This is a genomic window from Mycolicibacterium phocaicum, assembly GCF_010731115.1.
Taxonomy (GTDB): Bacteria; Actinomycetota; Actinomycetes; order Mycobacteriales; family Mycobacteriaceae; genus Mycobacterium; species Mycobacterium phocaicum.
Window position 1 is genome coordinate 5,365,697 of the sequence record NZ_AP022616.1, and the last position, 17,511, is coordinate 5,383,207.

At 65.8% G+C, this 17,511-nt stretch carries 20 protein-coding genes; 13 read left to right on the forward strand and 7 right to left on the reverse strand.

The window, feature by feature from the left end; genetic code table 11:
• Positions 1 to 82 precede the first annotated feature (82 nt).
• Together G6N46_RS25830 and G6N46_RS25835 are read left to right on the forward strand one after the other, a co-directional pair.
• Entirely contained in the window at positions 83 to 781 is a 699-nt protein-coding gene (locus tag G6N46_RS25830) for a TetR/AcrR family transcriptional regulator (RefSeq protein ID WP_167526437.1), read from the forward strand.
• Between the two features lie 198 nt (positions 782 to 979).
• Positions 980 to 1,426 (forward strand): response regulator, encoded by a 447-nt coding sequence (locus G6N46_RS25835; RefSeq protein WP_138250223.1) that lies wholly within the window; start codon positions 980 to 982, stop codon positions 1,424 to 1,426.
• Between the two features lie 25 nt (positions 1,427 to 1,451).
• On the opposite strand, the gene G6N46_RS25840 is transcribed toward G6N46_RS25835, so the two are convergent.
• Positions 1,452 to 2,129 carry a hypothetical protein gene (locus G6N46_RS25840; protein WP_138250222.1) on the reverse strand — a complete coding sequence of 226 codons (678 nt, stop codon included), beginning with the start codon at positions 2,127 to 2,129 and terminating at the stop codon, positions 1,452 to 1,454.
• A 222-nt stretch (positions 2,130 to 2,351) separates the two neighbouring features.
• Positions 2,352 to 2,597: a microaggregate-binding protein 1 gene (mbp1, locus tag G6N46_RS25845; protein ID WP_138250252.1), complete on the reverse strand. Its 246-nt coding sequence runs from the start codon at positions 2,595 to 2,597 to the stop codon at positions 2,352 to 2,354.
• A 179-nt stretch (positions 2,598 to 2,776) separates the two neighbouring features.
• On the opposite strand from mbp1, the gene G6N46_RS25850 reads away from it, so the two are divergent.
• From G6N46_RS25850 to G6N46_RS25875, 6 genes are all read left to right on the forward strand, one after another.
• Positions 2,777 to 3,025 (forward strand): hypothetical protein, encoded by a 249-nt coding sequence (locus tag G6N46_RS25850; protein ID WP_138250221.1) that lies wholly within the window; start codon positions 2,777 to 2,779, stop codon positions 3,023 to 3,025.
• A gap of 251 nt (positions 3,026 to 3,276) precedes the next feature.
• The gene (locus G6N46_RS25855; protein ID WP_163693024.1) at positions 3,277 to 3,723 is read left to right on the forward strand and encodes an ATP-binding protein; all 447 of its coding nucleotides are present in this window, start codon (positions 3,277 to 3,279) and stop codon (positions 3,721 to 3,723) included.
• A 26-nt stretch (positions 3,724 to 3,749) separates the two neighbouring features.
• Positions 3,750 to 4,475: a SigB/SigF/SigG family RNA polymerase sigma factor gene (locus tag G6N46_RS25860; protein ID WP_234880744.1), complete on the forward strand. Its 726-nt coding sequence runs from the start codon at positions 3,750 to 3,752 to the stop codon at positions 4,473 to 4,475.
• Positions 4,476 to 4,631: 156 nt separating this feature from the next.
• The gene (locus tag G6N46_RS25865; protein WP_234880741.1) at positions 4,632 to 5,825 is read left to right on the forward strand and encodes a PP2C family protein-serine/threonine phosphatase; all 1,194 of its coding nucleotides are present in this window, start codon (positions 4,632 to 4,634) and stop codon (positions 5,823 to 5,825) included.
• Positions 5,822 to 7,399, forward strand: coding sequence for a sensor histidine kinase (locus G6N46_RS25870; RefSeq protein WP_138250219.1), 1,578 nt, complete (start codon positions 5,822 to 5,824; stop codon positions 7,397 to 7,399). The genes G6N46_RS25865 and G6N46_RS25870 overlap by 4 nt, the downstream gene beginning before the upstream one ends.
• A complete protein-coding gene (locus G6N46_RS25875; protein WP_138250218.1) occupies positions 7,396 to 7,839 on the forward strand; it encodes a response regulator in 444 nt (147 codons plus the stop codon). Before G6N46_RS25870 ends, G6N46_RS25875 begins: the two co-directional genes overlap by 4 nt.
• Positions 7,840 to 7,846: 7 nt before the next feature.
• On the opposite strand, the gene G6N46_RS25880 is transcribed toward G6N46_RS25875, so the two are convergent.
• Positions 7,847 to 8,299 (reverse strand): ATP-binding protein, encoded by a 453-nt coding sequence (locus G6N46_RS25880; RefSeq protein WP_135355433.1) that lies wholly within the window; start codon positions 8,297 to 8,299, stop codon positions 7,847 to 7,849.
• Between the two features lie 41 nt (positions 8,300 to 8,340).
• Complete coding sequence (locus G6N46_RS25885) at positions 8,341 to 8,724, reverse strand: STAS domain-containing protein (RefSeq protein ID WP_138250217.1); 384 nt, start codon at positions 8,722 to 8,724, stop codon at positions 8,341 to 8,343.
• Between the two features lie 399 nt (positions 8,725 to 9,123).
• Between G6N46_RS25885 and G6N46_RS25890 the strand changes: the two genes are divergently transcribed.
• The 4 genes from G6N46_RS25890 (at position 9,124) to G6N46_RS25905 (ending at position 12,782) form a co-directional block, all read left to right on the forward strand.
• Positions 9,124 to 9,723: a DUF1707 domain-containing protein gene (locus tag G6N46_RS25890; RefSeq protein ID WP_138250216.1), complete on the forward strand. Its 600-nt coding sequence runs from the start codon at positions 9,124 to 9,126 to the stop codon at positions 9,721 to 9,723.
• Complete coding sequence (locus tag G6N46_RS25895) at positions 9,623 to 11,026, forward strand: DUF2252 domain-containing protein (RefSeq protein ID WP_138250249.1); 1,404 nt, start codon at positions 9,623 to 9,625, stop codon at positions 11,024 to 11,026. Before G6N46_RS25890 ends, G6N46_RS25895 begins: the two co-directional genes overlap by 101 nt.
• Positions 11,027 to 11,244: 218 nt before the next feature.
• Entirely contained in the window at positions 11,245 to 12,243 is a 999-nt protein-coding gene (locus G6N46_RS25900) for an alpha/beta hydrolase (RefSeq protein ID WP_234880740.1), read from the forward strand.
• Between the two features lie 29 nt (positions 12,244 to 12,272).
• Positions 12,273 to 12,782 (forward strand): hypothetical protein, encoded by a 510-nt coding sequence (locus G6N46_RS25905; RefSeq protein ID WP_220098080.1) that lies wholly within the window; start codon positions 12,273 to 12,275, stop codon positions 12,780 to 12,782.
• Positions 12,783 to 12,789: 7 nt separating this feature from the next.
• On the opposite strand, the gene G6N46_RS25910 is transcribed toward G6N46_RS25905, so the two are convergent.
• From G6N46_RS25910 to G6N46_RS25920, 3 genes are all read right to left on the reverse strand, one after another.
• Positions 12,790 to 13,218 (reverse strand): hypothetical protein, encoded by a 429-nt coding sequence (locus G6N46_RS25910; RefSeq protein ID WP_220098081.1) that lies wholly within the window; start codon positions 13,216 to 13,218, stop codon positions 12,790 to 12,792.
• A 99-nt stretch (positions 13,219 to 13,317) separates the two neighbouring features.
• Positions 13,318 to 14,601 (reverse strand): PucR family transcriptional regulator, encoded by a 1,284-nt coding sequence (locus G6N46_RS25915; RefSeq protein ID WP_163693026.1) that lies wholly within the window; start codon positions 14,599 to 14,601, stop codon positions 13,318 to 13,320.
• A gap of 122 nt (positions 14,602 to 14,723) precedes the next feature.
• Positions 14,724 to 16,094, reverse strand: coding sequence for a TIGR00366 family protein (locus G6N46_RS25920; protein ID WP_138250247.1), 1,371 nt, complete (start codon positions 16,092 to 16,094; stop codon positions 14,724 to 14,726).
• A 345-nt stretch (positions 16,095 to 16,439) separates the two neighbouring features.
• Between G6N46_RS25920 and adhP the strand changes: the two genes are divergently transcribed.
• Positions 16,440 to 17,507, forward strand: a complete 1,068-nt coding sequence (gene adhP / locus G6N46_RS25925; RefSeq protein ID WP_174814090.1) for an alcohol dehydrogenase AdhP — start codon at positions 16,440 to 16,442, stop codon at positions 17,505 to 17,507.
• The last annotated feature ends 4 nt before the right edge of the window (positions 17,508 to 17,511 follow it).

Consider the following 17,511-nt stretch of genomic DNA (forward strand, 5'->3'; position numbering starts at 1 on the left):
CCGGAATCGTCCAGTACTGGGAGGCACGTTGTCGGGAGCCAAGGACTCTGGAGTCTCCCCAGCAGCGGGCGATTCTGATGCCGTGCCCGCCGCTGGCACGCACGATGGCCACGCGGCGTCGTTGTCCCGCGAGCTCATCTTGGACACCGCGATCGAGTTCATCGACCAGCACGGGCTGGACAAGCTCACCATGCGCCGGTTGGGCGCGGCGTGCGGTGTGGAGGCGATGGCCCTGTACCGATATGTCCACGGCAGGGGAGATCTGCTGACCGGTGTGGTCGACCACGTCGTCGACCGCTTGTACGCCGAGCAGTTGGCCGCCCGCCGGCAGGAAGACGGCTGGCAGGATTATCTGATCCGGCTGGCGCACGGGGTGCGCCAGATCGCGCTGCAGCACCCTGAGCTCTTCCCGCTGGTGGCCACGCAGGCGCCAGAGGCGCCGTGGGTGCGACCGCCGCTACGCAGCATGCGCTGGATGGAGAGCTTCCTCGATACCCTGCTTTCGTACGGGTTCGACGATGCCGCCGCAGTGGCGGCATATCGGGCGTACACCACATTCCTGGTCGGGCAGCTCCTGCTGGAGGTGTCGGCACGCGGCGCCCAGCTGAGTCCCGCCGAGGCGATCCTCGAAGAAGCCGACCGCCCGCGAGCCAAGCTTTCGGACTATCCGCAGCTGCAGCGACTGCAACCCTTGTTGTCGGAAGACTATGGCGACGCCGAGTTCGAAGAAGCGCTCGAAGCGCTGTTGGATCGGCTCGAATCGAATTTGCCGCGGTCCTGAGCGGGCGGCTGACTGAGGCCCCGCGGGCAGCACCCCTGTTTACAATGTAAACTGATCGTGGTTGGGGATGTGTGCCATGGCAGGTGACTGTCGGCCGGCGCCGCAGATGGAAGGCCGAACCCGCCGTGTACTCACATTCCCGGCGCGGCCGGACGATGGATCGAACGTCATCTACGTATAGGTGGGGAAGGTGTGCACGTGACCGTGCCGCGCGACAGCAGGCCGATCGACATTCTGTTGATCGAGGACGACCCGGGCGACCAGTTGATCACCCGGGAAGCCTTTGCGGACAACAAGATCAAGAATGTTCTGCATGTCGCCCACGATGGTGAGGAAGGCCTGGACTTCCTCTATCGACGCGGTGCCCACGTGGGTGCGCCCCGGCCGGACCTGATCCTGCTCGACTTGAATCTGCCCAAGTATGACGGGCGGCAGTTGCTCGAGAAGGTCAAGTCGGACATCGAACTGTGCGACATCCCCATCGTCGTGCTCACCACATCGTCGGCGCAGGAGGACATCCTGCGCAGCTACAAGCTGCACGCGAACGCCTACGTGACCAAGCCGGTCGATCTCGAGCAGTTCTTGAGCGCGGTACGCCAGATCGACGACTTCTTTGTTCAGGTGGTCCGGCTACCGCGGGGCTGACAGCGACCGGCCGGCGGGTCGAACGCTAGGCGCGCGCGGCCAGACACGGCTCGGTGCCGGTGACAGTGACCGTCGTCGGGAAGCTGAAGCGGTCCATCCACTGCACGCCGCCGGCAGCGCTGGGCAGTGGCTCGCTGGCCTGCGCGACGGACGTCGTGGCCAACTGCCGCTGCAGATCCGATGCACTCACGCGGCCGGCGTCAGCGGGATGCTGCGCCGGTCCGAACGGTGAGACGGTTGAGTCGGCGCGGTGCTGAGCGCGATAGCGAACGACGGCGCTCCGCAAGGTCGGATGCGCGGGCCGCGCCAACGTCAGCACGTAGAACGCACCCGCCGCGACAGAATTGATGGCAAGCACCTCTTCGCCCATGCCCTCGAGCAGATCGATGAAATCGGCCGCTTCATGGCCGCCGATCGCGTCACCGGCAATGCCGGTGGTCACTGCGATGCCCAGGGCCGCCCGGCCGTCGCGGTCGGCGGGGATGAACCGGAACGCGCGTCCGCCCACCGACGGCAGGCTGTCGCCGGCGGGGCACTGGACCGCGCCCGCCGGCTGCTCGGTGTCGAACAGCCAGCGCAGGCCCACCAGTAACACCGGCAGGTGAACAGCCACGCCGGGTGCCGTGGCCTCGTCTGGCGCGGGCTCGAAAACCACCGCCGTTTCGTCCGCACTTCGTGGCGCCGCCATCAGTTCGATTGTCATCCCTGATTCCTTCGAGTCGGGCAACGCGAGTGCGTCAGCTGACTTCACAGTTACCCAGTCCATTCGAGCGGCAAACACACAGATGGTGCGACCGGGGACGGGTGGGCACCGCAGTGCTTGTTGCATCGAAAGACTCTTCACCGCAACGGTTTTCCGGGAAACGCACAGACGCGAGCGGCCCAGTCCAGCATGTCGCTGGACTGGGCCGTGTCGCACTGTGTGCTAGTTCTGCTGCTCGGCTCGCTCCCGTGCCTCGGCGGCCTTGGCGCCCGCGCGTGCGGCATCTGCCTCGGCTTCCTTCCTGGCCGCGGCGCGTTGCGCATCGGCCTTGTCCTGCTGGGCCTGACCCTCGCGGACCAAGTCGTCACGGCCGGTCACGGTGCCGATGACTTCCTTGGCCTTGCCCTTGACGCCTTCCACGACGCCCCGGACGGCTTCCTCGGGACCGGTGTTCTTGTCCTCGCTCATGGCTACCCTTCCGCTCACGGATCGGATGATCGCACGGAGAACCGTTCCCCACGCCTGCCGAGAATTCCCAGCTCTGGCGCGCGTCAAACGACGAATATTGCGATCTACGCCACACGGATGTGCGTGCCCCACAGGGCATTCCGAGGGGCAGTTCCGAAATGTTTGGGCAGCCGACGCCCGTGGGTACGGAAGGACTGCCGCTGACCGGCAAGGTCAGACGGGGCAGGCACCACGACGACGTGCGTGCGCTGCCGACAACGGAAAGAGGCACCATGATTCTGGTCGGAGCTGTACTGCTTGCTCTTGGGCTGATCTTCAACATCTACCCCTTGTGGGTGGCCGGCGTTGTCGTGTTGGTGGTGGGCGCGGTTTTTTGGCTGCTGGGGGCGACCGCACGGCCGGTCGGCGGCCGCCGCTACTGGTACTAGCCGGCCGCGTGCCGATGCGGTCACCCCGGCGGTCGCGAATCCCGGGAGATGGGCGAAACAAGCTGCGGCACAAGATGAATCGAACGGCTGCGCAGACTTCGAGGCATGCTGACGCGATCGCCCACCTTCGGGTGTTGCCCCCGCCGACAGCGGGTGGTGGCGGGCGATGCACGTTTGTTTGAGCAGCCATGGACAATGGGTACACAGAGTGCGACGTGAGTGGGCCTGCACAGGGACGCTGGAGGAAATACGTGGTTGAGGCAGTGGGGCAGGGCAGCTTGGCGTCCGGTGACCGGTCTGTTGAGTTGATCGTTGCGGCGTCTCCGGAGAGCCTGGCGGTCCTGCGGACGCTGGTGGCAGCCGTCGCCGCCTTCGAAGATTTCGATCTGGACGCCATCGCCGATATCCGGCTGGCTGTGGACGAAGCCTGTACCGGTCTCATCCGGGCCGCGGTGCCGGGGTCGAGCCTGCGGGTCGTCGTCGATCCGGCGAATGATGCTGTGGTGATTCGTGCTTCGGCGACGTGTGTGGCCGACGACAATCGCGGCGGCGCGGTCGTGAAGCCGGACAGTTTCAGCTGGCACGTGCTCAACTCGCTGGCCGACGAGGTTTCGACATTCGCTGACGAGCAGGCCATCGACGGCACCCAGGTGCTGGGTGTTTCGTTGACTTCGAGACGAGTGAGTCTGCAGCGGTGACGGCGGAGTATGCGGACGTTCTCGAGATGTTCCGTCAGCTCCAGGGAACAACCGAGGACTCAGCTGACTACATCGCGCAGCGGGACGCGATCATCGAGCGCTGCTTGCCGCTGGCCGACCACATCGCGCGGCGCTTCGAGGGCAAGGGCGAGGCGCGCGATGATCTGTTGCAGGTCGCGCGTATCGGCCTCATCAACGCGGTGAAGCGTTTCGACGTCGAGATGGGTTCGGACTTCGCCTCGTTCGCGGTCCCCACGATCATGGGAGAGCTGCGTCGCCACTTCCGCGACAACAGCTGGTCGGTCAAAGTCCCGAGGCGGATGAAAGAGCTGCACCTGCAGATCGGCACGGCCAGCGCCGAGATGTCGCAACGCCTCGGGCGCGCACCCACTGCGTCGGAACTGGCCACCGAGTTGGGCATCGATCGCGATGAGGTCCTCGACGGCCTGATGGCCGGGAGCTCGTACAAAACCACCTCGATCGATGGGTCCGCGGGGAGTGGCAGCGAGGACCGCCCGTCTCTGGCGGAGACGCTCGGCGATGTCGACCCCGGCTTGGAGAACGTCGAGTATCGCGAGGCGCTCCGGCCGCTGCTGGAGGAGCTGCCGGAGCGCGAGCGCACCGTGCTGGTGCTGCGATTCTTCGAATCGATGACGCAGTCTCAGATCGCCGCCAAGGTGGGCATCTCCCAGATGCATGTCTCGCGGTTGCTGGCGAAAACCCTGGCGCAGCTACGGGAGAAGCTGGAGTAGCGCCCGGCGACGTGGTGCGCGTCAATGGCCCGGAGCGGTGTGGACCAACTGGTAACGTCCGCGACAGTAAGCACCAGCGAAACGAGATGGTCAGCACGAGGTAGGTGGCCCCTTGATGAAGGACGTGACCACTTGTCCATGCCGGCGGAGTCGCGGATGAACCGCTCCACGTCCCCGAAGTCGGGGCCCGCAGGAGACCGGCCGCTGTCGCTGCTGCTGGTCGAGGACGACCGGGGCGATGCCCTGCTTGTCGAGGAGTTGATCGCCGACGCCGCGATCGACATCGACTTCCACTGGTCGTCCACATTGACCCAGGCGGCGGCCGCGCTGGAAGCGATCCATCCGGACTGTGTGCTGCTGGACCTGCACCTGCCCGATGCCGGCGGCGTCGATGCTCTCGATCGGCTCGGTGCCCTTGCGCCAGAATTGCCGATTGTCGTTCTCACCGGTCTGAACGACGAGCATTTCGGTGTTTCTGCCATGGCGTCGGGTGCGCAGGACTACCTGGTGAAGGGCCGCGTGGATCCGGAGACGCTGCGCCGTGCGGTCCTGTACGCCATCGAACGCAAGCGTGCCGAGGTCACCGCGGTCGACCTGCATGCCAGTCGGCTGCGCGCTCAGGAGAATGCCCGACTCGAGCGGGGCCTGCTGCCGTCGCCTCTGCTCGCCGACAGTCCGGGCGTCGAGATCGTCACCCAGTCGCTGCCGAGCCGGCGTGACGCGTTGATCGGCGGCGATTTCTACGACGTCGTGCAGACCCCGGACCGCACGGTGCACGTCATGATCGGTGACGTGGCCGGCCACGGGCCCGATGAAGCCGCGCTGGGCGTGGCGCTGCGAATCGGTTGGCGCGCACTGACTTTCGCCGGTCTGCGGGGTAATGAGCGAATGCGTCAGCTCGACCGCATCCTGACCACCGAGCGGCCGAGCCGCGGCACTTTCGCGACCCTGCTGAGTGTGGCGCTGACACCCGATACGGGGCAGTTCGACGTGGTGCGTGCAGGTCATCCCGGCTTGCTCATGCACGGGGCGGGTACCGTCGACTGGCTCGAACCGACGGCCGGTCCGGCACTCGGCCTCGGCGCCAGGGAATGGCCGGTCAACCGGTTGCAGTTGCGGCCGGGCGACGGCTTGATGCTGTTGACCGACGGGCTGTTCGAGGGACCCGCAGGCGACGGGGGTGAACGCCTCGGCGAGGACGGGCTGCTGGCGGCGGCCCGCTCGCTGGCGCGCCTGCCCGGCGCCGAGTTCGTCAAGGCGCTGATCAGCGAGGTGGAAACCCGGGCCGAGCCCTACGGCGGTCTCACCGACGACATCGCCGTCATTCGGGTGGAGCGCTCGGTTCGATGAAGTTGACGGTGCAGGGCTGGCAGAACCTGGTTCTGTCCGCAATGGGTGTGGTGGTGCTCTCCGGTGCCGTCGGCGGTGCGCTCCTGATGAACCGGACCGACATGGTGTCGAGCGAACTGATCGAGCACCTGCAACCCGCGCGCGTGGCCGCCTACCGATTGCAGGCCGGACTGCGTGATCAGGAGACCGCGGTCCGCGGTTACGCGAGCGCCGCCGACAGCCAGTTCCTGGCGCCGTATGAGGACGGGCAACGCGCGGAAACCGCTGCGGCACAGAAAATCAGAACATTGTTGGAGGGGCGCGACACCCTGCTCGCCGATCTCGATGCGATCGAACGAGCCGCCGGTACCTGGCGCACCACCTATGCCCAGCCGTTGATCGCGAGCGTCGTCGTGGGGCATCCCGCCGTCGTGGACAGCCGTACCAACGAGGACGGCAAGAAAGAGTTCGACAACCTCCGCACGCTCTTCGATGCCCAGAACCGGCACCTCGAACAGGCGCGCGATGCCGATACCGCTCGGCTGGCGTCGATACGCCAATGGCGCGATCGAGTGCTGGCGACCATGGTCGGTGCCTTCGTCGTCATGGCGGTGGTGCTGGCCATGCTGGTGCGCAGTTCGGTCACCCGCCCGCTGGGCGCACTCGCCGCCGCGTGCCGCCGGATCACGCAAGGTAACTTCGATGAGCGCATAGTTCCCCAGGGGCCCACGGACATTCGTGCGATTGCCGTCGACGTCGAGGAGATGCGGCAGCGCATCGTCGAGGAACTCGAAGCCTCCCAGTTCGCGCGCCTGGCACTCGACGAGCAGGCCGAGGAGTTGCGGCGATCCAACGCTGAACTCGAACAGTTCGCGTATGTCGCGTCGCACGACCTGCAGGAGCCGCTGCGCAAGGTGGCGTCGTTCTGTCAGCTGCTCGAGAAGCGGTACGGCGATCAGTTGGATGACCGGGGAATCGAGTACATCAATTTTGCGGTCGACGGCGCCAAGCGCATGCAGGTGCTGATCAACGACCTGCTCACCTTCTCCCGTGTCGGCCGGCTCAACGCCACCCACACCGAGGTGGACCTGGGCGAGGCTGTCGCGTCGGCCATGCAGAACCTCGCGACCTCGATCGCCGAGTCGGGGGCCGAGGTGGTGCTGCCGCCCGCCGGCCTGCCGCGCGTCGACGGCGACCCCACCTTGTTCACGATGCTGTGGCAGAACCTGATCGGTAACGCGGTGAAGTTCCGGCGCGAGGGCCAAACGCCCCGGATCGTGATCGACTGCACAATGGGAACGGGTGAGAACGCCGACAACTGGGTATTCACGGTGACGGACAACGGTATCGGGATCGCAGAGGAGTTCGTGGACAAGGTGTTCGTCATCTTTCAGCGCTTGCACGGCCGCGACGCCTACAGCGGCACCGGCATCGGCTTGGCGCTGTGCAAGAAGATCGTCGAACATCACGGCGGCACCATCGGGATCGACACGTCGTACACCGATGGCACGCGGTTCGTGTTCACCTTGCCTGCCACCCCGATCACCGAACCGAACGTCATGGCAGCAGAGCAGCGGGAGGGAAGTCACCCATGAATGCGTCGTCAGCCGGCCGAGTGGTCGACATCCTGTTGGTCGAGGACGATCCGGGAGACGAGTTGATCACCCGTGAAGCGTTCGCGGACAACAAGATCAAGAACACTCTGCATGTCGCTCGCGACGGTCAAGAAGGTCTGGATTTCCTCTACCGGCGCGGCGTCCATGCGGACGCCCCGACCCCGGACCTCATCCTGCTCGACCTGAATCTGCCGAAGTACGACGGCCGGGAGTTGCTGGAGGCCATCAAGTCCGACGCCGATCTGTGCCACATCCCGATCGTCGTCCTGACCACGTCCTCGGCCGAGGAGGACATCCTGCGCAGCTACAAACTGCACGCGAACGCCTACGTGACCAAGCCGGTCGATCTCGATCAGTTCATGAAAGCGGTGCGGGAGATCGACGAGTTCTTCGTCCAGGTGGTACGGCTGCCGCAGTAGGTGCGGGTCACCCGCCGCCGGCGGGCACGGCGTCGATGACGTCCCATTGCAGGCGCACCTCGGTACCGGCATCGGTCGGTTCGATCGACGCGTGATCCGTCAACGCCTGCATCAGCGGAATCCCCCGTCCGCGGGCAGAGTTCGCGAGCTGCGCGGTGGCGGGGCGCCACGTGCCCTCGTCGGTCACGGTCACGGTCAGCCGCCCTGACTCGCGGTCGAAGTCGGCGCGAACGTGCATGACGCCGGGAGCCGGGGCATCGGCGTACGCAGCTTCGACGGCGTTGGCCAATGCCTCGTTGACGGCGAGCACGATGTCGCTCGCTTTGACGCGGTCCACTGCGATGTGGCCTGTCAACCAGGTCGAGAACTCCTGACGGACGGATGCGGCATGTTCGGGGATGGCCACCACGTCCGTCTTACTGAAACGTGCCCCGCTGCTCGACTGGTCCGGCTCCGTCATAGCGACCTGCTCGACCTACCTTCCGATTGACAATGACCGCGCTAGGCGGTGACGGCCGCGAGGGCCTCGTCTCGCGTGGCGAACAGCTCGATCAGGTCGGCGATGCCGACCAGCTTGAGCGGGCGGCTGGTGGTGGGGCTGTCGGCGACGATGACGAGCTTTACCGCCGGCGCCAAGTCGGCATGCGCCGCCACCAGTACCCCCATCCCGGCCGAGGCCAGGAAGTCGACGGCGCTCAAGTCGACGACGACCGCCTGGGCTGTGCCGACAGCCGACGGGCTCAGTGCGGATTCGAGCTGCGGAGCGGTGAGCATGTCCACCGTTCCGGATACCGCGACCACGCTGACCGCGCCGATCTGGCTCTGTTCGACCGCGCAGCTCGCCGCGGCAGGGTTGCCGCTTCCCTGGACTGGCTGGCCTGTCATTGTCACCTCCGAGGGGCTCACACGCGTGAGCCGACAGTCCAAATACTATCGGCGCTTCTGCTGCCCGCTGCACCAAACCTAGTAGGACACAGCCTTTCCATCGGTGTGGCAAATAACATGTTTCGGCGCGTCAAGGGGTGGGTATCCATGATCGCCGATTTTGCGGGACCGGTGCCGGTCCGGAGCCGCCCCGGCTGTCAGCCGCTTTTCAATCCGATTGTGCCGCAAATTGATTGCGTAGGGGAGTGGCAATCGGCGTGTTCTTCGGCCCACTGGTTTGTCCGGATAGTCTTCGTCGCCGATCGCTTCGTCGGGCCAGCACCGTTGGAAGCCCTTGCCATCTATCCATAACGGTGTTATGAATGTCCATAACACCGTTATGGCGAATGGAGTTGCACCGTGGACCATCATGAGAACCTCCCGTTTCCCGAGCCGCCGCACCACAGCGCCGCGTCCCGCACGCCCGACACGCACATCCGGGTCGGCGATGCCGACCGCGAAACGGTTTCTCACCGACTCAGCCGTGCCGTTGCCGAGGGCCGGCTGACCCTGACGGAGTACGACACCCGGCTGCAGCGGCTCTACCGGGCCGAAACCCGTGGCGAGCTCGCCGACATTGTTTCGGACCTGCCGCGATCCGATGAGCGGGGTGAGCTGAAACCGCAACGGAAACAGTCGATTCCGGCATGGGTCGTCATCATGTGGATGCCGTGGGTCGCGGTGAACCTACTGTGCCTCGCGATCTGGCTCGCCACCGGCGCCGGTTACTTCTGGCCGTTCTGGGTGGCCGTCCCGTGGGGATGCGCGTTGTTGATTCCCAGCGCGATCGGCGTGTTCACGAGCGGCAGGCGGGTATACGTCCGAGGTGAACGACCCGCCGCCCCTTGCGGACACCACGATTCCCGACCGGCACACCGTCGTGACGGGCACCGAGACCGAGGCGTACCGATCATTGCTGCGAACGCCGGCCACGCGGGACGAGCGGTACGCGCTGGGTAAGGCGCTGCGCAAGAAGGTGCCCCGGCGGACGTTGTCGAGGTGGTCGGATGGTGCGGGGCGGCCCGATCCGGTGCAGCTGATCAAGGCCAGCCATGAGGGGCGGATCGAGCGGCTCATCCCGATCAGGGTCGGCCGGATGGCGGCGTCGCCGTATGGCTTCCTGCGCGGCGCCGCAGTCGTCATGGCCCGTGACGTCTCGCGACTGCCGACGACGGGAATCATGCCGGTGGTCTGCGGCGACGCTCACCTGGGCAACTTCGGGTTCTACGCCTCTCCCGAACGGGACCTGGTCATCGACCTGAATGACTTCGACGAAGCGCACCCGGGCGGCTGGGAATGGGACCTGCGCAGGTTGGTGGCGAGCATCTGGGTGGCCGGGCGGGAGAACGACGCCTCGGAAAGCGCCTGCGGCGACGCCGTGCAAGCCTGTGTCATGGCCTACCAGAAGGAGGTCAGGCGGCTTGCTGATCTGCCGCTGCTCGTCAGGGCTTTCAACAGGCTCAGCGTCGATCGCCTGACCACGGAAGCCGACGGACCGCTGGAGCGGCTCGTCACCCGCTCGGCCAAGCGGGCGCGACGCCGTACCGGTGATCGCGCGCTGCCGCGCTTCACCCATGAGGTCGACGGAGTGCGAAAGATCGTCGATGAACCGCCCTTGATCACCCCGCTGCCGGCGCGGGAAGAGAAGCTGCTGACCAAAGCGATGGACGACTATCTCGAGACCCTGCCGCTGTACTGGCGCCGGCTGGTCGGTGGCTACACGCTGTTGGACGTGGCGCAGAAGGTCGTCGGGGTCGGCAGTGTCGGGCTACGGGCGTATGTCGCCCTGTTGGCGGGCTCGTCACCCAAGGATGTCATCTTCCTGCAGCTCAAGCAGGCTCGAAGATCGGTACTGGCGCCCTATGTTCATGGCGATTCGCCGTTACATGCCCACCAGGGGCAACGCGTCGTCGAATACCAGCAGTGTCTGCAGACGGTCAGCGACCCGCTGCTGGGCTGGACCACGGTGGACGGTCGCCAGTTCTATGTGCGGCAGCTGCGAAACATGAAGGGCCGCATACCTCTTGACGAGTTGGATGCCAAGATGCTGACGGGTTACGCCAGCGTCGTCGGTCAACTGCTGGCCAAGGGGCATGCCAGAACCAGTGGAGCGTCGATGATCGCCGGTTATCTCGGCCATTCCGACCGCGTGAGCGAAGCGCTCTCCGGGCTCGCCCGGCGTTACGCCGATCAAACCGAGGCCGACCACGCGGGACTGCTCAGTGCCGTCGAGCATGGGGCACTGCCTGTCGAGTACGAGTGAGCCGCCGGGCCGTGTCGAGACGACCTGGGGCGCAACGACAGTGGCGACAACGCCGCTACCTCAGCGTTTGTGACACGTCACAAACGCCTGGTCTGATACTTCGGCGCTCGGTGTAGAGACGGCGGCCACCCGGGCGTCGATACTGATTCGGACAACGGGGCAGCATCGGCGCTGCCGCAGCCACCGCACGGGGCTCGTTGATACAGGAGGGCTACAACGTGGTTGCCGCACCCGAGAATCTGATTTCCCTGGACCGGGGTGACTCCCGTCGCGTCGAGTTCGAGGGCGGCAGCATCCAGTCGCGCCTCCTCGCGTTGGCGTTGAAGGCCTCGGTCAAACCGGTGTTGACGGTCTGGGCGATGGCGCCTGGCCTGCCTTGGCCGTACCGGGCAGTCGATCACGTGGGTCGAGTGCTGCGGTCGGTCGCGGGCACCACCAGAAAGCCCGTGAGCCTTGCGCGCTGTTCCGCTGAGACGACCCGGCCGGCGGCGACACGCGGGGACCGCTACGTGGTGTACCTGCGCGGCGGCGCCTTTCTCGTCGGTGGCCGCCACCTGCACCGCCAGATGATTTCGCGGATTGCCGCGTCGCTGCAGAGCGAGGTCGTGGCGGTGGACTACCGCAAGCTGCCCCAGCACACCATCGCCGACGGCATCGAGGACTGCATCGATGCCTACCGATTCGCACTCGGGCGCGGTGTCGCGCCGGAGAACATCGCATTCATCGGCGACTCGGCCGGTGCCTACCTGGTGTTCATCACGGCGATCTTCGCGGCCCGGCGTGGACTGCCGATGCCCGGCGCGATCGTCTCGATGGCCCCGCTGACCGACTTCGACGTGCAGGCCAAGATCGATGCGCCGTCAGGATCGACCGATGTGCTGTTCTCGAAGGCCTTCGCCCGCGCGTTCCATCAATTCGTCATGCGGCACAGCCCGCCGGCAGACGAGCATCGCCTGCTCGATGCGGATCTGGGTGGGCTGCCGCCGTCTTTGATCCAGGTGAGCTCGACCGAACTGCTCAACCCCGATGCCGAGGAGTTGGCCGTTGCGCTGACGAAGACCGGTGTGCCGCATCAATTGCAGGTGTGGCGGGACCAGGTCCACGTCTTCCAGGCCGCGGCCTCCATCGTCCCGGAAGCGGCACGTGCGCTTCGCGAGGTGACGCAGTTCATCGAGTCGGCGTTCGCCCGAAGCGCAACGCAGGAGCGGTCCGCGTAGTCGCGGAAACGGATTGCATCGGAGTGCCGGTGACGGCTGAAATGGACCGCAGCCCAAGCTTGCTCCGTCGTGTGACGGTTGCTTACGCCGCCTACACGGTCGTGATGCTGGAAATCGAACGGCGACTACGCCAAACCGGGGGTCCGGGCATCATCCGGTTCGAGCTGGCCGGCAACGCGGACGAGTCCGCAGAGATGATGGCGCGCTGGGGAAGTCGAGGTCGGCGCCTGGCCCGGGTGTCCTTGTGGCTCGACTTCGGATACATGCTCACCTACGGAGCACACACGGCGCTCTTGGTGGACCGTGCGCGGTGCCGGCTGGGCCACTCTTCGGCGCTACCGCTATTGGCGGCCACCGCCGTCGCAGGTGACGCGATCGAGGGGGTATCGCTGCTGAAAGTCCTCGGCGGCAAGCAGACTGACATCCACGCACGACGCGCGCGCCGTGCCGCGCTGGTCAAGTTCGCCGTCCTTGCAGTCTGTTTGGCCTATGCCGCAGTCGGCCATAGAAAACCACCGAGAACAACCGAACCCGGATAGCCGCGGGTCACGGCCTGTTGAGTTTGAGGGAGTGCCCAACGGCGTCCATGACCACCCCTTTGATGTGTTCCGCAGAGGCGGGCCGGCCGAGGACTCCGTGGGTAAGGATCATGCCCGTGACCAGATTGAAGATCGCCTGGGCATCGGTGTCTGGACAGGGTGATGACATCTCGCCTGTTCGGCATCCGACGCGAATCGCCGCGCGCAGCGGCTCGACCAATTCGTCAACGAGTGCGTCGTTCTGGTCGGCGTGCTGTCCAGCGCGGTTGAGCCAGATCGACGCCAACACCGAGGCTTTGGCGCAGTGCCCCACCGGGTAGACGTGGTCGATCATCGTCGCGATGTACGAGTGAATACGCTCGGTCGGACTCGTGCTTTGTGCGGCCGCTTGTCGCAACTGTCTTGCCGCGTTGCGGAGTGACTCGTGATGGTTCACAGCTGAATTCACATCTCGTTCCGGGTGATCGGGGCAATCGGGATGGGGATACGGATGACTCGAGTTCGGTGGCGAACGTCTGACCGTTACCTGATCCGGCTAGCCAGGATTGTCGAGGTTTGTCGCGGCGACGGGCGTACCTGCATGGTCGATGGTGTAGACGGTCATGGCCGCCGCCAGCAATCGGGATTGATGGGGGTCGGTGGGGTCATAGCCGGTGATCTCCTGAATGCGCCGTAGGCGGTAGGTCAGGGTGTTCGGATGAATGAAAAGCTCTGCCGCGGCGGCCTTCCGGTCGGCGCCGTGCTGCAGATGCGATTGGAGCGCCTGGAGTAACCCCGGGTGGTCGCGCAGCGGCGCGATGTGGCGCGCGAGCAGGTCGCGGGCGGGCCCGGGGCGCGTCGCCTGGTACTCGAAGAGGACATCGGCCAGTTGGTAGATACCCGGCTCTCTGTTCAGTTGCCTTGTCAGGCAGGTGATTTCGGCGGCCTCGGCAGCCGCTGCGGGAATGGCCACCAGCGTGGCGCCGGGATGGTATGCGGCATAGATCGCGACCTCGAGTCGTTCGCTGAGCGCGCCGATCAGCGCGCCCAGATGTGCCGCGATGGCGGAGTCGTCCCGTGGTTCCACGACCTGTGCGGGCAGCAAGATCACGCCCGTGTGTCCATCGAACGTGTTGAGGATTTCGCCGGCGCCGCGCCCGTAGAACACTTGGTTGGCGAGCCGTAACCGCCGGCGCGCCGCCAATGTCTCATGGGTGGTCCGCGGTTCGTCGCCGTCCACCCGGATCGCCAACACGTCATAGCGGTCGCTGAGCTTGACACCGATTTGTTTGGCGATGATGTCGCTGCCGGACTCGCCGTCGATGAGGTGGGCGCACAGGGCGTTCAGCTGCCGGCGCGTGGTGGCCCGCAGGACAAAGTCGGAGTCCTGGTAGACCTCGGTCATCAGCACGCTGATGGTCCCGGTGAGGTCGGCGAGGTACATGCCCAGCGCGGCGATCGTCTCCGAGTCGCCCTCGGATGCCGATTCCAGGACGATCTCCCACAGTTTCCGGATGCCGGCATGCAGCGCGGTGAACAGGAACGGCAGGGGGATACCGTCCTCGGCATGTCGCTCCGCGACCGGCAGGACAAAGGTGGCTGCCTCGGCGCGGGTCACCCTGCGTCCTTCGGTGATCAGGTCGAGCCCGTACAGAAATCCGCCGATGATGTATGGCGTGACCTCGCCGTCGAAATGTTCGATCGGCATGGGTGTGGGCCATTCGATGGATTCGACGGCCTCGTGGAGAAGCGTCGTGGCGATCTCGTCGATCCGGTCCTCGATCACCTTCCGCAACGGTGCGTCCGCCGGGATCGGCGGCAGCTCGGACGGGGACGGCACGTGCCGATTGTGATCCATCACAACGCGGTGGCGGAAGATGCCGGGACCAATCGGTCGAAGTTTTGTTTCCGGCACCAAATGCGCGGGTCATTCTTCTCACCGCCAGCGCGGCGTGTTGGGCGTCAGAGCACGTAGGGCGCGATGAGTGTGGTGGCGCCCAACACCACCACACCGATCAAGAATGCGACGACGGTGAAGCCCATGACCTGGCGGACGTTCAGTTTTGCGATGGCCAGCAGGGGCAGCAGCCAGAACGGCTGAATCATGTTCGCGACGCCTTCGCCGACGGCGACCGCCATGGAGATCAACCCGAGATACTCCGGCGAGCGCTGGCCGATGGCCAGCGCCGAGTCGACCGCGATGGGGCCCTGCACGGCCCAGTGCCCGCCGCCCGACGGGACGAACAGGCTGATGATCAACGACCCGACGAAGGTCAGGAACGGCAGCGTGTGCTCGGTCGCGCCGTTGACCACGGCCTGGGCCAGCAACGTCTGCAGCGGCTTGTCGGCTTTCGTTGCCTGATAGCCGAGCAGACCCACCAGGCCGCCGTACAGCGGGTACTGCAGAAGCAGCGGGCCGGACACCTTGGCGGCGCCGGTGAACGCCCGGATGAAGCGGATCGGTGTGCGGTGCAGCAGCGCGCTGGTGATCGTGAACAGCATGATCATCGACGAGATGTTCAGCGCGAATCCACTGAGCACGAAATAGGCCATGCCGGCGGCGAATACGAGGACGTTGAGGATCCAGAGGTTCTCCAGCCACTCGGCGAAGGTCTTCTTGCCTTCGGTTGGAGCGGGGGTCGGCTGGGTTTCGTCCTCGAACACTGCGGGATCGGGAGCCAGACTCTGCGCCGGGGCCATGCGCCACACCGCGAGTGCGAGCAGCGTCAGCACGGCAATCGCCGACAGCCAGCTGTAGGGCTGGAAGATGGTCTGGCTCAACGGGACAGTCATGCCGGTCAGCTTGTGGATCACGTTGATGGGGCTGCTGCTGTCGGTGTTGGCCAGGGCGATCGACGACGAGAGCCCCTGCGTCCAGACGATGAATCCCATGAAGGCGGCGGCGATCAGGTAGCCGAAATGCGCGTCGGCGAAACGTTTTGCGACCTGCCGGGCGACAAGGGCACCGGCGACCAGGCCCAGTCCCCAGTTCAGCAGGGATAGCACGGCGCTGACGGTGAAACACAGCAGGGCGCCCTGCACCTGGTTGTTCGGCTTGCCGGCGATGTGGACGATGGCCCGCTTCAGAACGGGCGCCTCGGCGAGCGTGTAACCCGTCACGAGGATCAGCACCATCTGGAAGGCGAACGTGAAGATGTTCTGCGAACCCCACACGCCGCCGTACCAGGCCTTGAGCATGCCGCTGGGCGTGGCGCCGTGCACCAGGAGGGCGACCATCCCGGCGACCAGAACGGTCAGGATGACCGCGAACAGGTACGGGTCGGGCATCAGGCGTTCGACATAACGGACACACAGGGCCGTGAGGGACTGCATGATGCCGCGGCGTTCGGGCCTGGTGTCCGCGCTGGTGCCCCTCGGATGTTCGCTCGTTGCCACGTGATCCACCTTCGCAATGTCTGGTTACGGCACTCATCATGGCGGGTGTGCGGCGCCGGGGTGGCGCCTTTGCGCAACGGCTCCGCCGGTCCGGGGCGGTCATCGCCCGACGCCCCTGTCCGAATGGGCAGTACCGGAACCACCCGGGCGGGCCCGGTACTCGGACCGATCGGAGCATGCGCCGGCACGTCGCGGCCAATAGCGTTGTGTGCTATCAGCTTTACGCCACCGCGAACCTCAAAGACCTTTTCCTGGACCAATTTTCACGAATGGAGCGAATCGATGACACAGACACTGGCCACTGAAACCGTGGCGGGAAACACTGACACCATGCGGGCCGCCGTGGTCACCGACTTCGGCATGCCGCTGCAGGTGCACGACATGCAACTGCCGACACCGGGCTACGGTGAAGCCCTGGTCAAGCTCGAGACGTCCGGTGTCTGCCACACGGATCTGCATGCCGCGCACGGCGATTGGCCGGTGAAGCCGCAGCCGCCGTTCGTGCCGGGGCATGAGGGCTACGGCACGGTCGTAGCCCTCGGTGAGGGCGTGGTCGACCTGGCCGTCGGCGACAAAGTCGGTAACGCCTGGCTGTGGTCGGCGTGTGGCCGCTGCGAATATTGCCGGACGGGCTGGGAGACCCTGTGCGAAAGTCAGCGCAACGGTGGATATTCCGTCAACGGAAGCTTCGGTACCTACATGCTGGTCAACGCGGACTACGCCGCGCGGATCCCCGCCGGCGCCGACCCGCTGGAGATCGCGCCGATCCTGTGCGCCGGCGTCACCGTCTACAAGGGTCTCAAGGTCACCGACACCCGGCCTGGCCAGTGGGTGGCGATCTCGGGTATCGGCGGGCTGGGACATATCGCGGTGCAGTACGCCCGCGCGATGGGTCTTCGGGTGGTGGCCATCGATGTCGACGACGCCAAACTCGCACTCGCCACCCGCCTCGGCGCCGAGGTCGCCATCAATGCCCGTACCGCCGACGTCGTCGAGTCGGTGCAGCAGGCGACCGGCGGGGTGCATGGTGTCCTGGTCACCGCCGTGCACCCGCAGGCGTTCGGTCAGGCGATCGCCCTGGCCCGTCGCGGTGGCACCATCGTGTTCAACGGACTTCCGCCGGGCGATTTCCCGGCGCCGATCTTCGACATCGTGCTCAAGGGGCTCACCATCCGGGGGTCGATCGTCGGAACGCGGCAAGACATGGCCGAGGCGCTGGACTTCTACGCACGCGGCCTGATCAAGCCAACCGTCACCAGCGCGCGCCTCGATGACATCAACGATGTCTTCGAGCGGATGGAACACGGACAGATCGACGGCCGCATCGTCATCGACTACCGGAATACCTAGCGGC

What these genes read in the sequence shown, in the direction of transcription:
- G6N46_RS25870 (WP_138250219.1), top strand. Translation starts at nt 5,822, where the DNA reads ATGAAGTTGACGGTGCAGGGCTGGCAGAACCTGGTTCTGTCCGCAATG.
- G6N46_RS25840 (WP_138250222.1), bottom strand. Translation starts at nt 2,129, where the DNA reads ATGACAATCGAACTGATGGCGGCGCCACGAAGTGCGGACGAAACGGCG.
- G6N46_RS25875 (WP_138250218.1), top strand. Translation starts at nt 7,396, where the DNA reads ATGAATGCGTCGTCAGCCGGCCGAGTGGTCGACATCCTGTTGGTCGAG.
- mbp1 (WP_138250252.1), bottom strand. Translation starts at nt 2,597, where the DNA reads ATGAGCGAGGACAAGAACACCGGTCCCGAGGAAGCCGTCCGGGGCGTC.
- G6N46_RS25885 (WP_138250217.1), bottom strand. Translation starts at nt 8,724, where the DNA reads ATGACAGGCCAGCCAGTCCAGGGAAGCGGCAACCCTGCCGCGGCGAGC.
- G6N46_RS25920 (WP_138250247.1), bottom strand. Translation starts at nt 16,094, where the DNA reads ATGCAGTCCCTCACGGCCCTGTGTGTCCGTTATGTCGAACGCCTGATG.
- adhP (WP_174814090.1), top strand. Translation starts at nt 16,440, where the DNA reads ATGACACAGACACTGGCCACTGAAACCGTGGCGGGAAACACTGACACC.
- G6N46_RS25865 (WP_234880741.1), top strand. Translation starts at nt 4,632, where the DNA reads ATGAACCGCTCCACGTCCCCGAAGTCGGGGCCCGCAGGAGACCGGCCG.
- G6N46_RS25880 (WP_135355433.1), bottom strand. Translation starts at nt 8,299, where the DNA reads ATGACGGAGCCGGACCAGTCGAGCAGCGGGGCACGTTTCAGTAAGACG.
- G6N46_RS25860 (WP_234880744.1), top strand. Translation starts at nt 3,750, where the DNA reads ATGTTCCGTCAGCTCCAGGGAACAACCGAGGACTCAGCTGACTACATC.